This is a genomic window from Cellvibrio sp. OA-2007 (assembly GCF_000953825.1).
GTDB lineage: Bacteria > Pseudomonadota > Gammaproteobacteria > Pseudomonadales > Cellvibrionaceae > Cellvibrio.
Genome location: NZ_BBUL01000063.1, coordinates 1 through 16582, shown reverse-complemented (window position 1 = coordinate 16582; position 16582 = coordinate 1). Strand labels below are relative to the sequence as shown.

At 44.7% G+C, this 16582-nt stretch carries 12 protein-coding genes and 2 pseudogenes; 5 read left to right on the top strand and 9 right to left on the bottom strand.

The features are described 5' to 3' along the window. Positions 1-61: 61 nt before the first annotated feature. Positions 62-367: a hypothetical protein gene (locus tag AWU77_RS02870; RefSeq protein WP_062058997.1), complete on the bottom strand. Its 306-nt coding sequence runs from the start codon at positions 365-367 to the stop codon at positions 62-64. Between the two features lie 32 nt (positions 368-399). Continuing rightward, complete coding sequence (locus AWU77_RS02865; protein ID WP_152625244.1) at positions 400-1188, bottom strand: hypothetical protein; 789 nt, start codon at positions 1186-1188, stop codon at positions 400-402. 146 nt (positions 1189-1334) lie between these two features. On the opposite strand from AWU77_RS02865, the gene AWU77_RS02860 reads away from it, so the two are divergent. Beyond that, complete coding sequence (locus tag AWU77_RS02860) at positions 1335-2534, top strand: LuxR C-terminal-related transcriptional regulator (protein WP_062058990.1); 1200 nt, start codon at positions 1335-1337, stop codon at positions 2532-2534. 98 nt (positions 2535-2632) lie between these two features. After that, the gene (locus AWU77_RS02855; protein ID WP_062058987.1) at positions 2633-3832 is read left to right on the top strand and encodes a hypothetical protein; all 1200 of its coding nucleotides are present in this window, start codon (positions 2633-2635) and stop codon (positions 3830-3832) included. An 86-nt stretch (positions 3833-3918) separates the two neighbouring features. On the opposite strand, the gene AWU77_RS02850 is transcribed toward AWU77_RS02855, so the two are convergent. From AWU77_RS02850 to AWU77_RS02840, 4 genes and pseudogenes are all read right to left on the bottom strand, one after another. After that, the gene (locus AWU77_RS02850; protein WP_193747485.1) at positions 3919-4914 is read right to left on the bottom strand and encodes a DUF4340 domain-containing protein; all 996 of its coding nucleotides are present in this window, start codon (positions 4912-4914) and stop codon (positions 3919-3921) included. A gap of 508 nt (positions 4915-5422) precedes the next feature. Continuing rightward, the gene (locus AWU77_RS20950) at positions 5423-5542 is read right to left on the bottom strand and encodes an autoinducer binding domain-containing protein (RefSeq protein WP_375600829.1); all 120 of its coding nucleotides are present in this window, start codon (positions 5540-5542) and stop codon (positions 5423-5425) included. 305 nt (positions 5543-5847) lie between these two features. After that, positions 5848-7623 (bottom strand): annotated as a pseudogene (locus AWU77_RS20945) (Gldg family protein); the annotation flags it as partial. A 211-nt stretch (positions 7624-7834) separates the two neighbouring features. After that, positions 7835-8803: an ABC transporter ATP-binding protein gene (locus tag AWU77_RS02840; RefSeq protein WP_062058978.1), complete on the bottom strand. Its 969-nt coding sequence runs from the start codon at positions 8801-8803 to the stop codon at positions 7835-7837. A gap of 434 nt (positions 8804-9237) precedes the next feature. On the opposite strand from AWU77_RS02840, the gene AWU77_RS02835 reads away from it, so the two are divergent. Both AWU77_RS02835 and dapE read left to right on the top strand, forming a co-directional pair. Next, on the top strand, positions 9238-9708 hold the full coding sequence (locus AWU77_RS02835; protein WP_062058974.1) for an Hsp20 family protein: 471 nt from the start codon (positions 9238-9240) through the stop codon (positions 9706-9708). A gap of 153 nt (positions 9709-9861) precedes the next feature. Then, positions 9862-11013, top strand: coding sequence for a succinyl-diaminopimelate desuccinylase (dapE, locus tag AWU77_RS02830; RefSeq protein ID WP_062058971.1), 1152 nt, complete (start codon positions 9862-9864; stop codon positions 11011-11013). 78 nt (positions 11014-11091) lie between these two features. On the opposite strand, the gene AWU77_RS02825 is transcribed toward dapE, so the two are convergent. Then, positions 11092-12717 carry a leucine-rich repeat domain-containing protein gene (locus tag AWU77_RS02825; RefSeq protein WP_062058968.1) on the bottom strand — a complete coding sequence of 542 codons (1626 nt, stop codon included), beginning with the start codon at positions 12715-12717 and terminating at the stop codon, positions 11092-11094. 400 nt (positions 12718-13117) lie between these two features. Here AWU77_RS02825 and AWU77_RS02820 point away from each other — a divergent pair, with 400 nt between their 5' ends. After that, on the top strand, positions 13118-14842 hold the full coding sequence (locus AWU77_RS02820; RefSeq protein WP_062058964.1) for an FAD-binding oxidoreductase: 1725 nt from the start codon (positions 13118-13120) through the stop codon (positions 14840-14842). A gap of 147 nt (positions 14843-14989) precedes the next feature. Here the strand turns inward: AWU77_RS02820 and AWU77_RS02815 are convergent, their stop codons facing one another. Both AWU77_RS02815 and AWU77_RS02810 read right to left on the bottom strand, forming a co-directional pair. Continuing rightward, a complete protein-coding gene (locus AWU77_RS02815; RefSeq protein ID WP_062058961.1) occupies positions 14990-16186 on the bottom strand; it encodes an MFS transporter in 1197 nt (398 codons plus the stop codon). 97 nt (positions 16187-16283) lie between these two features. Continuing rightward, positions 16284-16582 (bottom strand): annotated as a pseudogene (locus AWU77_RS02810) (hypothetical protein); the annotation flags it as partial.

The window sequence follows — 16582 nt, the reverse complement described above, 5'->3', positions numbered from 1 at the left end:
GTTCGTTTGCGTGGATTGTTTCTTGCTCATGGATCACCTCTGGAGTAAGTTTACTCAGTTTCTAAGGTGTCCGATATTCGCGGTAGGGATCAAACTCCTGCGTTCTATCCGCTATAATTTTTGCTGCAACTACCCTATTACCAGTTGGAAACACTGGTTGTTTATTAAAACTCTGAATTATCCACTTTCTTTTAACAAATCCACTTTTCCCAGCACTTATACCTGACAAAACAGTACCGTTAACCCATTCCCTATTTGAGGAAGCATTTGTCACTTCAATCAAATCACCACTTCTTAATTCAGCAAAGACATCTCCTTTTGGCTCTTTACGAAGATTAAGCACCGAAGCAATGCACTCTAATTTCATATATTACCGTCCTAGACAATTTGAAGAGCCATTTAAAAGCTTGATGAAAACATTAACATTACGCCCCCAATATCATCTTTGATAAAAATCTTAGCTGAATCCGTTTCCGTTGTTGAATCCCCATCTTTTAAACCTTTCTTTAACAATTTTGCATCCGTATCAATAAAATAGCCCAGCCCTACATTCCAAGACGATGAAGAATTAGGCTTTCTAAATCCAACCATTACACCACCACCATAAATCGATAAAGGATCTACACCATTTTCACCTGCCAACCCCACACCAATGAACGGACCAACCCCAAACACTTTTCGTTTCCCTGGTGTATAAAAAAAATGACTCTCTATCATAGCAATAGCTCTGTTATCCAATTCATGATTAACACTTACAACACCATTATTAAGGCTCGCATCTATAACAATCTCTTTTGAGTAACTAGCAAACATCAATCCAGCCCCCCAATTTAATCCCGCATAATTTTTTTCTTGCTCATCTTTCTTTCTGGCTTCCTTCATTTCTTCGGCCAAAACTGGATCTTCATTAGCTGCAGCTTTAACCTCGTACTTATTAACTTTTCCTTCATCTGACAAACAAGATTCCAAATCAGGGTAAGCATTAACAGGAATGCCCTCAGCATTTCTAACAATCTTCACTTTATTTCTAAAACTTGAAAATGAATGGCATATATTCGAATTCATAGATTTTAGGACAATTGTTTTATCGGAAATAATTTCTTCATTTGACATAGATTTCCAATCATCTTTAGCAAAACAAAATGATGAAAAAGCAATAAATGCCATAACTATAAATTTTCTATTCATAACCTAATTTCACCTTAAGACAAATAATAATTAAGACAAATTCAAACAAATTAATCCTACAGCCCCACCCCCCATCTGGGTTGTAAATGCACTCAATCCAGCACTAAACTACAAAAACTACACAATTCAGCCACAGGACATGGATCATGGGCGGATATGAACTTGGGGAGTATGAGAGCAGATTAATTGCTGCGATTTATGAAGCGGCGCTTGAATCAACAAAATGGCAAAGCGTTTTGCTGGAGGTATGCAAGTTTGTAGATGCGGATGCTGCATCGCTAGTTTTTTATGACCAGCAGCATAGTCAGCGCAATTTCACCATTACAGCACATAACACGAACCATAATGATGATGCAGTAAGAGATCATTTAGCCAAGGACTTTCAACGAGTAAAAAACCTTTTTAGCAATTTAATTCCCGGCCAAATTTTTACTACCAAAAACCTTTTCCCCCAAACTGACCTACCCCTAAATAGCCAAGCTTGCAATCAGGTCGATGCAACTGGAGACAGAAGTTACACCCTGCGCGCGGGGATCCCCTTGGTCTTAGGCGACATTATTTTTTCTACAATAAATATTTACAGTTTCAGCGATACCGAAGATTTGCCGCTTAAAGCGATAGAATTTATCGAACGATTAAGCCCCCATTTCGTGCGCGCAATCTACATTCATAATCATTTAAGCGTCTTGCGCAGGGAGAGTGATTGCTTGCTGGAAGCGATCAAACGAACCAACCTTGCGGTATTTTTATTGGATGCATCACTGCGCGTAGTGTTTGCAAGCCCGGAGGCACAGCGAGTATTAGCCAACCACCCTGCGCTAAGTTTGAACCGCAATATGCGCTTGCAAGCGCACATTGCTAAAGAACACCTCAGGCTGGAATCCATACTCACTGACTTTTTGGATGAAGGTTTTCGCGCAAATTATGTTGTTACTGAGGGCATTTGTTTGCCCCTGTTACACCCCGCCAAAACTCACCCGCTGAAATTATGTTTTATTCCTATTCAACAACAGGCCAGAGTCCTTACCAGTGACATTCCCTGCCTTGCTGTATTTGCCAATGACCCGGAGCGGCAGCGTTTTATTTCTCCGCAATATTTGCAGCAGGCCTATGGGTTAACCGTGACCGAAACACAGCTTGCACAATTGCTGTTAAGAGGTATGGGAGTTGCCGATATTTCCCATGAGCGAGGTACATCACCGGAAACAACGCGCTGGCAAGTCAAACAGATGATGCATAAAACCCAAACCCACTCGCAGACGGAGCTAACGCGCTTGTTGACGTTATTGACCAATGAGTTCGCCAACGACAAACAATCTATATCTGGCAGCGATAGAATCAATTGAGTCCCACCCATTTGGGTGGTGTTTATTTGTGACTGACATCACTAGTATTGAAGCTTGTACTGCTGCAAGTTCAACACCAGCTGATATCAGGGACTGCTATGCCGCCAATTCTTCAACCAGAATGCACTCCAGCCAGTGACTCCCAACTTATCAATGCCATTTACGAAGCCGCTATATATCCACAGCTATGGCCTCAGGTTCTGGATAGCATCCGGCTGAACTGTGGTGCCGACCAATGCACCATTTTTTATTACGATGCCATAGAACGAAGATGCAACTACGCCGCTGCGGCTCGCCTGAAAACTCAAACGCTGGATCTATATTTGGATGAATTTATCGCACCCCAGGCTGCACAACTGAATAATCAATTGCGCGGCTTACCCGAGGGCATGGCAGTCACCGACAGCGACATCGTTCAGCTATCAGGTAAACGCTATGCACAAATCGTCGGGGCCAAATATATGCAGTGCCTGTGGCCGAAATTGCATTTTCAGGCAGGTGCAGTTTTATATCGCGGAGTGAACGGTTGTGCCGGTCTCGGCCTGCAAAACTTTGAAAGCTCGCTCCCGCTAACAGCAACCCATATCGACAAACTGCAGCGACTGCTACCGCATCTTGTACAAGCTATCCATATTCGCCAACGCATTCATTTATTGGAAAAAGCTAACCATGCTTTTGAAGCTGTGCTTAAACATCTGCGTCTGGGCGTAGTGCTACTGGACCCTCGTCAACAAGTGACCTTTATAAATCCGGAGGCTATGCGCGCACTCTCCAAATCCCAGCAAGTTCATTTTCAAATGCATAAACCTTTTCAGGTAGATACCTGCCATATAAATACCTGCCATCTAGATACCAATAACTCCATTAGCGTCAACGAAAAATTATTAAAGAAAGAAAAGCGGAAAATTATCGGCAAAGATTCCAGCATCAAAATCGAATACCCACAAGGTCACTTGAAACTCAGTATTTTTGCGTTGAACGAAAACCAGGAAAAAATTTGGCCTATTTATAACGAACAGGGTTTACCACCCAATTCCCGGTATCTGATCTTGGTTCAAGATTCACAACGCCACTGCGATCCACCTATTCAATACTTAAAAGCAGCCTATGGAATTACCCCTGCAGAAAGTGAGCTGATTGAACATTTAATTAATGGATCAACACTGGGCGAAGCTGCCAAAAAACGCGCCGTCACGCATGAAACCGCACGCTGGCAGATGAAAAATATCATGCAGAAAACCCAGGTGCACTCGCAGCCCCAGTTATCGCAATTAATGTTATCACTTATGGAAGGATAGAGGGTGCCATAATAGCACCCTCTATCACTCAGTTTTTATCGCACTGAATTAATCTACGCCATTTTTTAGTAGACTGCCAATTGAAGTTAACCTGATACGGGATCAGTTTTTGTATTATTTGACACAGCTTCACTCGCAAGGAGAGAAGCCCTAGTTACATTCGCAACACGTTCAAACTCATACTGACTCAGTTTGAAGTAATTGTCCTGATCGCTGCGTTTTACAAAATACTCATTCTCGGTTTTGACAAATTCAAACTGAAATTCACCTGCTGCAGATTTCACTGTAACACTTGTTGTCTCGCCGTGCGGAGCCTGGGTTGCCACTTCTTGTATTTGTAGATTATTTAAGCCACTTACCAATTCAGCAACTTTATTGGCATCTACTTTTTCAGTAGTTTCGTCTTGATTAGCTGATACAAAATTCCAGCTATCAGCAGTTTTTTGCAGCGCATAATCAGCGGATTTAATCGTGGTGATATCTTTTACAGCAAGCAGATCTTTTTGCAGCCAGTCTTTTGCTTCAGTCGCAAACTCAAATGATGTTAATTCAACAGCGTAGACTTGATCTTCACCCGCGCGCCGCAGATGAATTTTTTTAAAGCCGGGGCTAGTACCTAACCACAACTCGGCTTTTTTGTTATCGCCTTGAAATAACTTAATATGCCGTTGAAACTTACTATCGCTGACCTCAAAACGCTCATGGCTGCTGGCCGTGGTAGTCACCGGCCAAGTGAGCTTAGTGCCCTCCAGTTTTTGTAAAATGTCATCCAGCTTTTGCTTGTCAACTGGCAGTTGTTGCTGCTCGGGCAGCTGCCATTGACCAGCCACTTTTTGCAGTGTGACTTTGTTGTTAGCATCTTGAATAACCACGCGGTCGATATTCGCCATACCCACTGTCAACAAAGATTGAGCATTAACCTGCACGCGGGAATTTTGGTGGTAAGCAAACAGACCGATTACCAATAACATTTGTATGAACAACAAAATCGTTAAGCGCTTTTGCCACAGGTTTAGTGGTGATGCAGAAGCAAGCTTCTGCTCCTGCGCCTGAGTAAGATCAATAGTGACGGATTGATTCATCATCATTACCTCTTATGCAGAGAAAATAGTTCTGTTTGATTAACTGGCCAACCACTGGCGATATTGTTGTTCACGTGTACGTTTGATGCGATGCTGCACTACACCCACAATAAACAACGCCAATAATGCCAGCGCGTAATTCAAATATTCCCAGAATGCTTGAGTGCCCTGCTCCAATGCTGGCAATGTGCGGTTGAAATTACTGCGCGCGCGAATACTCATCAAACCGTCATCTTCCAGTGCCCAATCCAAAGTGTTTGCCATTAGCTGCAAGCTATTCAGATATTGACCACCACTAGCCATACCTGCCATAGACACTACCGAATCGTTCAAGAAATCATTTGAACTGAATAAAATAATGCGCGCAGAGTCGGGGGAGTGCTGAATAACACTGCCGATATTTTTCGTGGAATCTGTATCACTTGTTTTCTCAGTTTTATTTTTATCTTCATTTACTTCAGCATCACTTTGTTTCAACAGAGGAGATTCTTTGCCTGCAAAAAATGAATCAAATCGCCCTTGTGAAATAACACCAAGCAAATGGGATTTTTGTTCGCCTACAGGCAGATACGGTGTAATCCCATCGCCAGTAATTTGCGGCGTTATATTCATATCGCCACTCACCCAGGATTTATCTGAACTGCGCAGCAACTCAGTCACCTTGCGCGATTGTTGTTTTTCTGTATTCACTACAATTGGCGAAGCCCAAGCCATAGTCGCTTGCGGCAGGCTATTGGTAATGACACTTTCCGCATTCAAACCATTGGCGCGCACATCAATAAAATAGGGATAGTCCAGCATGCGCATCTCTTGCACACTAAAACCGCCAAGGTTGCGTGTTACCGGCACTGGGAAGGGCACACTTTGTTTATCCATTACCAAGCGTTCTTCAATACTCATGCCGTGATGCGCCAGCCATTGACTCATGCCACTTTCTTGCTTTTGCAAATTCAAACTGCGCTGGGTTAATGAAGCGGTGTAAGGCGAAGTCGCGGCGATAACCGTCCCACCCTGCATCAAGAACTGATCGACTGCAAACAGTTGCTTCTCAGTGAGATTGTTTGGCGCCGCTAAAAAGAGCACATCAGCTTCGCCACTTACCGCACCATCACTCAAATCTTCACGCACCACATTTAATTCAGCACCGAGGAATTGTTCCAATTGGCTAAATTGTGGCACTTGCGGTGCATAGTGATTCGCCATTGCCTGCTCTGGCGCAACAAAGGCGACTGTTTTGGTAAATCCGCTAGCAAAACGTTTTACGGCAGCAGAAAAATTTCGCTCAAAGCTGGCTTCACTCATGTCATCCAGTGGGATTTGCACCAGCTGCTCTCCCTGAGCGAGCGTCATATAAAAATAGAACCGCTCATTGCTCAATAAACTGGTTGCCATAGGGTTAAAACCATAGTCCTGCGCAATTTTTTCACCCACCTTTCCACCATCTGCGGCTGGGTCAATAAAATTAACACGCAAGCGATTCGCAGACTTCTCTTGCTGCTGCTTCAGTTCTGTTTCAACTGTGCGCTTAAAATTTTGTAGCTGTTGCGGTAAAACGCTGTCGGCAGACACATAGGCGTTAAACACTAATTCACCCTTGACTGTATCAAATAAATTGCCTCCCGCCTGATAGCTGTGCAGCACTTTTTTGATAGCGCGAGTAAGATCGTGTTCGGGGTTGCGCAACTTCACATCCAGATCCGTTTCACCACTGGTTTTGATTTCAATTAAATCGCGGAAACCGAGCACTTGATACTCATCGCCATATTGCACCAGCACATTGAAATACGAATTAACCACCGATGCTTGGTAGCGATCAGTCACTTGAAATGGCACAGGTTGAATTGCATATTTTTGATTAGCCTCCTGCTCCAATTCCGGATTAGTAACTGGATCAACAAATTCCACGCGCACGCGCCCCCGACTTTCAATTTCATATTCTTTTATCAAGTCGCGAATTTGTGGTACCAATGGCGCTAACAGCGGATGGGTTTTACTGCTGAAATAGCCGCGAATTAACAAAGGCTCTTGCAATTGATTTAAATAATGTTCGGTAGCGGTAGAAATTGAATATTGATTGCCTTCGGTTGCATCTACTCGCAGGCTGTTAATTTGCCCCAACCAGAGGTTGGCACCCAGCGCATTCACTAGTAACAGCCCAGTGAGCATACGCCAACCGTGGTGATGCTGTTTATCACCCGTCGCCGCCCAACGCTCCCGCTCCAGCGCAAAGGTATTTAACGCAAGGAAGATGACAATCAAACTCGCATAATAATAAAGGTCGCGTACATCAATGACACCGCGAGTAATGGATTCAAACCGCGACCCAGTACCGAGTAAGCGCAACCATTCACTTGCACTAGTGCCAAAAAAATTCGTAATGGCTTTACTGCCTAACAAATAAAAAATCCCGCACACCGCCACTGCAGCAATTAAACTGACAATTTGATTATCGCTACGGGAGGAAACATACAATCCAATGCTTAAATAGGCCGCACCCAGCAACAAGGTGGCGAGGTAGCCCGCAACCACCGGCCCCCAATCCAAATCACCCAAAATAGCCACGGTAATGGGTAACGGCAAGGTAATTAACAGCGCAACCACTAACAGCGCAATACAACCGAGGAATTTTCCGACCACAAAATGCCACAGAGGTACAGGTTGTGTAAGCACATACTCCAAGGTGCCACTGCGGCGCTCTTCGCTCCACATACGCATAGTCAAGGTGCTGGCGAGAAAAATTAGCAGGAGTGGCATCCACTCAAACAATGGGCGCACATCGGCAATATCACGTGCAAAAAATGCTTCGCCCCAGAAAAAAGTAAACAGTGTTACGCCCGCAAACGCAGCTAAAAATAAATAGGCAATTGGCGATGCAAAAAAGAGAGAAATTTCTTTTTTAGCGACGCGGGTAATGGTGTGCTTAGGCTGCATGATCTAATGCCTCCTTATTGTTCTGCAGTGGGAGATTGTTATTTACTTCGCGAAATAAACTTTCAAGATCGCGAGTTTCAGCTTGGAGTTGATATAGATCGGCACCACTGCCGAGCAGAATCTTTGCAATGGCTGCACTAATCGCTTTTACATCTCCCGCTTCACCTAAGTGAATACGGGCGTGGGTTTCAGCTGACGAACTAGCAAGAAAATCAATTGCTTTTACGCCAGTAATAGTCGCAAGTGTTTGTTTTACTTCATCAGCAGAGAGACTGGATGAGAGCAGCAGGGAACGGCTGGTGCGCAACTCCGCCAATTTTTCGTCCAACACCAACTGCCCCGCACGCATCATTAATACACGATCACAAAGTGCCTCTACTTCTTGCATGATATGAGTAGATAAAATAACTGTCGCGTCTTTGGCGATGGCGCGAATTAGTTCACGCATTTGCAAGGTCTGCTGCGGGTCTAAACCGTTAGTCGGCTCATCCAAAATCAACAAGCTTGGTTTTCCCAACAGCGCCTGCGCCACACCGACACGCTGTTTATAACCGCGCGATAAGGTAGCAATCGGCGCAAGTAATTTCGCCGCTATATCGGTGGCGTTGACAACACGTTTTACTTCTTGCTGTTTATCACGACCGCGCAAACCTTTTAATTCAGCCGCGTAGTCCAGATACTCCGCTACCGATAATTCCGGATAAACCGGCAAACTTTCGGGTAAATAGCCAATTTTTTGTTGCAGCACTTTTAAGTGATCGGCCAGCTGTTTTCCTTCGAAAACAATCTGACCTGCACTGGGTTCAAGGTAACCACTGAGCATTTTCATCACCGTAGTTTTACCCGCGCCGTTGTGGCCAAGCAAGCCGACAATTTCACCCTTGGCGATAGAAAAACTGACCGAATCTGCGGCGACAAAATCACCATAGGCACGCTTTAGATTTGACACTTTCAGCATAGAAGCCTCCAGAATTAACAATACAAAAAGACAAAAAGGTGCTTCGCCTCCTTGCACACAGGAGGCAGGAAGATGAGCTAATAAGCAGGATTAATTTGGGGGCGGACACCCGGAAAAGGTAAGCCGGAAACGCAGCTGAGTGATCGCGTTGTACATTGTTTTTTCCTCAGTAGCGGGAGAATTCCCAGAAAACAATCGTAGTGAACGAAGACGCGAGGTTAGATAGGGGCTTCACTAAAAAGTTCAAGCATGACAAATCTAAAAAATCATTAAAAAAAATAATTATTATTTTAATAAGAATAAATATTTATTATTAAACCAATGCTTGAATCCCGCTGAGTTCACCCTAGATTATTTGTGTGATCGGCGTCGCTCAAGAGCCATCACTTATTAATTGTTTTTTATTTTCTATCGCTTCTAATGGAGGATATATTATGAACGCAATTGATCTCTCTCCTCTCTATCGCAGCACCATAGGATTTGACCGTCTAGGTGCGCTATTAGATACAGCTCTGCGCGCTGACCAAAGCACGGCTGGCTATCCACCTTATAATATCGAAGCAACGGGTGAGAATCGCTACGGTATAACCTTGGCGGTAGCAGGCTTCGAGCAACATGAACTGGATATTCAAACCGAACGCGGCGTACTAACTGTGCGCGGCAAAAAAGCCGAGGAAAGCAAAGAAGAGCGCAAGTATCTCTATCAGGGCATAGCCACGCGCAGCTTCGAGCGCAAGTTCAGCTTGGCCGATCATGTTGAGGTGACCGGTGCCCAACTCAACAATGGCTTGCTGACTATCAGCCTGGTGAAAGAAGTCCCAGAGGCAATGAAACCCAGAAGTATTGCCATCAACAGTAACGGAAACTTGATCCAACACAATACTGATACCAGCAAAGCCGCTTAACAGTTACTAACTCTCAATAGGTTAATGCACCTCCCCTGCCGCCAAGTGCTCCCCAATTGGTGGCAGGGGCTTTTTATTGGCTGGAATCAACGAATTGGCTACAAAATCGCGTAAAATTCACCGCGAATTTATTCCCAACCGCTGGATGACACCATGACTGCTGCGTTAACCCCCACTTTGCAACTCGCCACCGACTTGATCCGCTGCCGCTCAGTAACACCTGAAGATGACGGCTGTCAGGAAATGATGATTAAACGCCTTGAGGCAATCGGTTTTAAAACCTCGCGTTTGCGGTTTGGTGAAGTGGATAATTTTTGGGCCATTCGCACTGGAGCCGATGGCGATAACGGCCCTCTGCTCGCCTTTGCGGGGCATACCGATGTGGTGCCCACTGGCCCCGAGGCCAATTGGAACAACCCACCGTTTGAACCAACCATTATTGATGGCATGTTGCATGGCCGCGGCGCGGCCGATATGAAAGGCTCACTCGCCTGTATGGTTGTCGCCTGCGAAAATTTTATTGCGCAGCACCCAAACCACAAAGGCCGCATCGCTTTTTTAATCACCAGCGATGAAGAAGGCCCGTCTGTTAATGGCACGGTAAAAGTAGTGGAATGGTTAGAGGCCAACAATACCAAAATGACCTGGTGCATTGTGGGTGAACCATCGAGCACTAATCTAGTTGGCGATGTGATTAAAAATGGCCGTCGCGGTTCACTCGGTGCGATCTTAAAAGTGAAAGGCATTCAAGGCCATGTGGCCTACCCACACTTGGCCGACAATCCCATCCATAAACTTGCCCCCGCCCTGGCGGAATTAGCCGCAGAGCACTGGGATAACGGCAATGAATTTTTTCCTGCGACCAGCTTTCAAGTTTCCAATATCAACAGCGGCACCGGCGCAACCAATGTAATTCCCGGCGAAGTAGAAGTGGTATTTAATTTCCGTTTCTCAACTGAACTCACTGAACAAAAGCTGCGTGAGCGCACTGAAGCGATTTTGAATAGACACCAATTAAAATACGATTTGCAATGGATTTTAAGCGGTCAACCGTTTCTAACACCGCGCGGTGATTTGGTAAATGCCGTGATTAATGCGATTAAAGCAGAAACCGGGCTTGATACAGAATTATCTACGTCGGGCGGCACATCTGACGGACGCTTTATTGCCCCTACAGGAGCACAAGTCGTTGAGGTGGGACCAATTAACGCGACCATTCACAAGGTGAATGAATGTATTAGTGCAGATGATTTAAATAAACTAACTAAAATTTATGAGCGCACACTTGAAAATTTGCTCGTGTAATTGCAGCAAACAATTAAGGGTTCCCACTGGTGGGAACCCTTAGAGATTCACAGGAAACTACCATCCCTTGATCAAAGACTAAAACGATAAATATTCGTAACCCTGCTTATCGTACAGCTCGAACAAATAAGATTTTGTTGCAGCATCCAAGGGGTTTCTGCTGAAATCCAGCTCTGTTTTTTTATCAAGTTTTTCCACTCCGCTCACACTGGTCAGCTTATTATCCGTTAACAACACCCATTGCAACTGGTTATTATTCGACAGGTTGATACTTGTGATCTGATTGTAGGTTGCCCACAATACTTTTAAATCAACTAGCTTACTAACATCCATTTGGGTTAAGCGATTATCCAGCAGATTTACATCGGTGAGCTTGGTATTTAAGGTTAAATCCAACGCCGTTAAGTAATTTTTATACACCGACAATTTTTCTAAAAACGGCAGCATACTGACATCTAACGCAGTTAATTTATTTTCCATTAACTTTAGATCAACTAATTTTTTATTAAAGCTTAAATCAACCCGCTCCAAATTAAGACTACCTAGGTTCAAGGCAGCAAGCTCCGGCAACATACTGAGGTCAACGCTAGCAATCTTATTCCACCCAATAGACAAATCTACCAATTTCACATTATCGCTATAGTCCAATGCCGTTAATTGATTACGATTAACATTCAACTGCGTCAATTGAGCCAAATGCGCGACCTGTAAGGATTGCAAATGATTATCCGCCAAATTGAGTGCGGTCAGCTGAGTATTTTCAGTTAAATCAATAGCGCCAAGTTGATTATTTTCCGCTGAGAATTCCAGTAGATTAACCAGTGGGACAAGATTAATCTGTGTAAGCCGATTTTTGCCGAGACTCAAATGAGTCAGTTTGATATTTTGACTGACATCAACAGCATCTAATTCGTTGTCTTGCAAATTTAAACGGGTCAGCTTCTGGAAAAACCCAAAACTCCACGAACCATTTAAACGAGTACCGGTGAGCGATAGAGATTCAAGATTGGGAAATAATGTTAGCTCTTCATAGGATGACACTGGGTCAAATAGATTCCCGCACACTAAAGATTTAATCGATGCAGCCGTGATTGGAGCAGCGCTCTTATCTTCCATCTCGGTAATACAGCGAATCAGCCCGCGATCAGTTAAATTTAACTGATCTGCCAACGAACCCGCACGCACAAAACTAACATTCATGACGCAGCTTTGAGTAATGGGGCCCGCAATTACTTGCCCCATTTCAATACGGCTATTGCAGCCATAGGTTCCCGCCAAGCGATAACCTGACTCGGGTGTCACTGTAAATGCACGCGTTTCACCTGAATTAATCGCCACATGGCTATAGGGTGATAGACTGCCCCCTTTATTAAATAACGCATTAATAAATATTTCTTTCGCCACTGAAGATTGTGCCGCACCTGAACTAGAGAGAGATGAAAGCGACATAGCACTATTGGATTGCACACTAGATACTGAAGACAGCGCAGAACTATTTTCTATAGACGAATTGTTTACTGACGCAGAGCTTTTACTTACGCTGGAATTTATAACCACTGAGCTGAAAGAGCTGCTCCCCAGATTGTCCCGACTATTCCCATCGCCGCCACAGCCGAACAGCACGCAGAATGCTAGATATAAACTTATTTTCATCATGCCATTCTTCATTGCATCGCCCTCTATCAATTTGGCATCTAAATACATAATTTATGACCGTTGTAGTTTATCACTGCACCTTAATTTTAGCGCCCGACCAGGCGCAAAAAACTGTTTCATATTGTTAATGAGAAAACGCTTTAAGCGACAACATTTTCTAATTTTACTGTGAGCGCTTTACTAAACACTAAAATCTTTTATTCATTCAGTCACTTTTAGCAGTAAAAAAAATAACGCCAAAAACATGTCATTTAAGATCACCAAAAACTAATTTTTTTATAAAAAGCCTTTGAAAACATTAAGAAATTTATTCTTGTCATAGTTCTTGCTCATGCTTGTATGACTGCCGAAAAGTGTCGATTTTTTGAACACACCAAAACGTGCAGTAACAATCCCACCTTTGCTCACCCAGCAATTTTGTCATTCAGCATTTGAAAGGAAGATGAACATGACTACCTCTTTTTTCAGCGAAGTATTACGTATTCCCGGTGCCAAAGTGTTGAGCCGCGAAGAAGCGGCTTTTCATTACGGTGCAGATACCGGCGCGAGCCAACGTCTACCTGCCGGAGCCATAGTTATTAAAGAAGTGGACGCCATTCAAGAGGTGCTCGCTCTTGCCAACGAATTTAGAGTGCCGCTCTGGCCAATCAGCGGCGGACGCAATTTTGGTTACGGCACTTCACTGCCGGTCGATTCACGCAGTTTTATTGTGGATTTATCACAGTTGCGCCGCGTGTATATCGATGTGAAATCATCCACCGCATTAATTGAACCCGGTGTAACACAAGCTGATTTACACGCGGCGATAAAAAAAAGCGGTGCAGATTTATTAGTGCCCACCACCGGTGTTGGCCCCAACGGCAATATTCTCGGCAATGCGTTAGATGGCGGTTATGGCTTAACACCGATTACCGATCACTTCGATGCGATCAGTGAACTGGAAGGCTATTGGGGTAACGGCACTGAATTTCGCCATACCTATCAGGATTTAAATTGCCCCGAGATGGCCAAACGCTGGAATGCGGGCACCGGTTATTCCTGGGCGGGGTTATTGCGTCAAGGTAACTTCGGTATTGTGACTAAAGCGCGTGTGCAATTAGCGCGTTCACCCGAAGCGACACGTATCTTGGTGTTTGAATGGAAAAGCAATGATGCGTTTATCAACAGCCAAACGGAATTAAATAAACTCACCGAAGATATTCCCGGCATCGGCGGCATTATTATGATGAACGACTGCCGCATTCTCTCTACTCAAGTTGATACACCTCTGGCATCGACTCTGACAGGTGAAGCGCGTGCAGCTTATCTACAACAATTGGCAAAAGAGCGAAAAATTTCGGCTTGGACAGGGTTGGGAACTTTATACGGTTCACGTGCTGCAGTGGCTGGCTCTGTAAAGGATATTCGCCGCCGGTTAAAAAACTGCCGCGTGTGGAGTTTTAGCCCGAATCAAATTAAACAACTACAAAAAATTCAAACCTATTTGCCGCAATGGGGTTTTTCGTCCTTGCGCCGTCACTTTGGTGCGCTGGTCAATACACTGGGTACGGTAGAAGGTTATCCGATAGTCGCGTTTTTAAAAATTGCGTATGCGCTCGACCCCACTGCAAAAAAACTCGATTTGAATTCACACCCCGCAAAAGATGGTGCCGGTATTTTATGGTATGCACCGCTGGTGCCATTTGCAGCAGATGAAGTGGAGCGTTATCGCACAGTGATGAGCAAGTGTTTAATGGATAACGGGTTTGATCCGCTACTAGCGGTTACCTCGCGCTCATCGCGCACACTTTCAGGCACAATTCCCGTGTTGTTTGATCGCAAAAATCCAGACGATGTCGCGCGCGCAAAAAAATGCTATCGCCAACTGGTGACAACTGGTTTGGAAAATGGCTGGCCCCCCTATCGCTTAGGTATCGACTATATGGACATGATCGCCTGCCCCGCAGACTCACCCAGCGCACAAGTGCAACACTTATTAAAAAATGCGTTAGACGAAAACTCTGTGATTGCATCAGGCCGTTACGAACACAGCAAACCCGTCACACCTTTTGTTCCAGTTGCCTCACCTGTCAAAGCAACCGAAACAGCGACGGCAAGCAAACGCGTATCACCTCCTGATTACAGCAGAGCGTTTACACATAGCGTGAATAAAACTGAAACTAACGAAGCGTAATAATTCGGCAACAATATTAACGTTTAATTATCAACAATAACGACACGAGAAGGAATTTCTCATGAACAGAATAATGGTACCCGCATCAGGGACGATGCACTCTATTTTGTTTTCCCCCGCCTGAATGCCCCTGTTGAATACCACCAATTAACTAATCGCTTTCACTTTTTTTGCAGTCCAAATCGTCAGCAATCCAACCAGGCAAGCTATAAAACCCACCCAGTCATAATGCAATAATTCACCGCTGTTACTTTTCACCATGATTAATCCAGCAACAAATGCGGCGACGCCAGAGCCCAGATTTTGCATCGCCGAATTAAAAGCCATTACCCGCCCGCGAAAACGCGGCTCGCAAGACGCTGTAACCAACGCTGAACAGGGAATAAAACGACCGCTAACAAAAATAAAAAAAAGCGCTGCCATTAGCAAGTGCCACAACAATCCAACCTGCAGGGTTTGTGTAACCAGGATAATCGGAATAAAACTGAGTAATACAATCCAGGTAAATACTTGTGCGTGTGGATAAGTATCAGTCAGTTTGGCAATCATCGGGCGTGTAATCAGCGTTACTGCACCGCCAACCAGATAAATATAAGGTAAATCCGAATTGCTCAATTCAGTATTGGCAACCACGGCAGGCGCGATATAAGGAATCACCATAAAACCGCCAAACATAACCAGCGATGAAGTAACAAACCCCCACCAATGATTGGGCACGCTGAGCAGATCGCGATAACTTTGCAACATAGGAGTATGTTGTTGCTGTAAATGCTCGCGTACCGGTGGCACTACAAACCAGCTAACCACTAACACCAATACGCATACCACAGCAAGAAGCAAAAATGGGGTCTGCCATTGATAGTGGTTGGCAATAAATAATCCCAGTGGCACACCTGCAACTGCGGCAAGCGAAAATGCAAGCATCACCACACCCATCGCTTGACCGCGCCGCTGTGGTGGAATCACATCGCCCAGTATTGCCAAAGCCACAGCACTCATCACCCCGCCAAAAAAACCGGCAATGATACGCGCAATTAATAGCAGTAAATAAGAATCGGCAAGGCCGCATCCCAAAGTGGCGATGGCCAACCCCAGATAGCACATCAACAATGCATGACGACGATCAAAACGATCAGCAATCGCCGAGGCGAGCAAAGCAGACGCACCTGCTGCAAGCGAATAGGAGGAGACCAACAAACCAAATTCTGCGGGTTGGATGGCAAACGCATCCATTAACTGGGATGAGAGCGGCATCATGATCATAAAGTCCACAATTACGGTGAACTGCAAGGCCATGAGCGTATAAAGCAGCGCGCGCTCGCGCGCTGTAGAAAGTTGAACCATAAACTAACTCTCAACAAAATGGAGCGTTAGTCTACGCATTCAGCTGTGTTCATGTGTATAACAATTGTTAAATTTTGTGGCTAAAGTTTACTGAAAATTATTTATTCAGCTCAACAATCAACAAGCTGCCGGTAAAACGTTTGGGCTCCAAACAGTACCATGTGAGCATTTCATTGTCCCAGCGCTCGCATTTATCGATTAAATCTAAAAATGGCTGACGACCTGGATCTGCCAATATCAATTTTTTTACTCCAGCACTGGCGGCGCGCTTTAACATCGCAAACCATTCATCGGTGAGTTCTGGTAGAGTCGAAGACTGGCGCGCCGAGTTTAGGTAGTGGCTTCCTACTCCTGCTCTTTCGATTAATGCAGGTGACACTCCTTCTACCTTGCTCA

Bases quoted from the DNA above. Each gene is read 5' to 3' on its own strand.
- AWU77_RS02870 (WP_062058997.1), bottom strand. From the start codon at position 367: ATGAAATTAGAGTGCATTGCTTCGGTGCTTAATCTTCGTAAAGAGCCA.
- AWU77_RS02865 (WP_152625244.1), bottom strand. From the start codon at position 1,188: ATGAATAGAAAATTTATAGTTATGGCATTTATTGCTTTTTCATCATTT.
- AWU77_RS02860 (WP_062058990.1), top strand. From the start codon at position 1,335: ATGGGCGGATATGAACTTGGGGAGTATGAGAGCAGATTAATTGCTGCG.
- AWU77_RS02855 (WP_062058987.1), top strand. From the start codon at position 2,633: ATGCCGCCAATTCTTCAACCAGAATGCACTCCAGCCAGTGACTCCCAA.
- AWU77_RS02850 (WP_193747485.1), bottom strand. From the start codon at position 4,914: ATGAATCAATCCGTCACTATTGATCTTACTCAGGCGCAGGAGCAGAAG.
- AWU77_RS02840 (WP_062058978.1), bottom strand. From the start codon at position 8,803: ATGCTGAAAGTGTCAAATCTAAAGCGTGCCTATGGTGATTTTGTCGCC.
- AWU77_RS02835 (WP_062058974.1), top strand. From the start codon at position 9,238: ATGAACGCAATTGATCTCTCTCCTCTCTATCGCAGCACCATAGGATTT.
- dapE (WP_062058971.1), top strand. From the start codon at position 9,862: ATGACTGCTGCGTTAACCCCCACTTTGCAACTCGCCACCGACTTGATC.
- AWU77_RS02825 (WP_062058968.1), bottom strand. From the start codon at position 12,717: ATGTATTTAGATGCCAAATTGATAGAGGGCGATGCAATGAAGAATGGC.
- AWU77_RS02820 (WP_062058964.1), top strand. From the start codon at position 13,118: ATGACTACCTCTTTTTTCAGCGAAGTATTACGTATTCCCGGTGCCAAA.
- AWU77_RS02815 (WP_062058961.1), bottom strand. From the start codon at position 16,186: ATGGTTCAACTTTCTACAGCGCGCGAGCGCGCGCTGCTTTATACGCTC.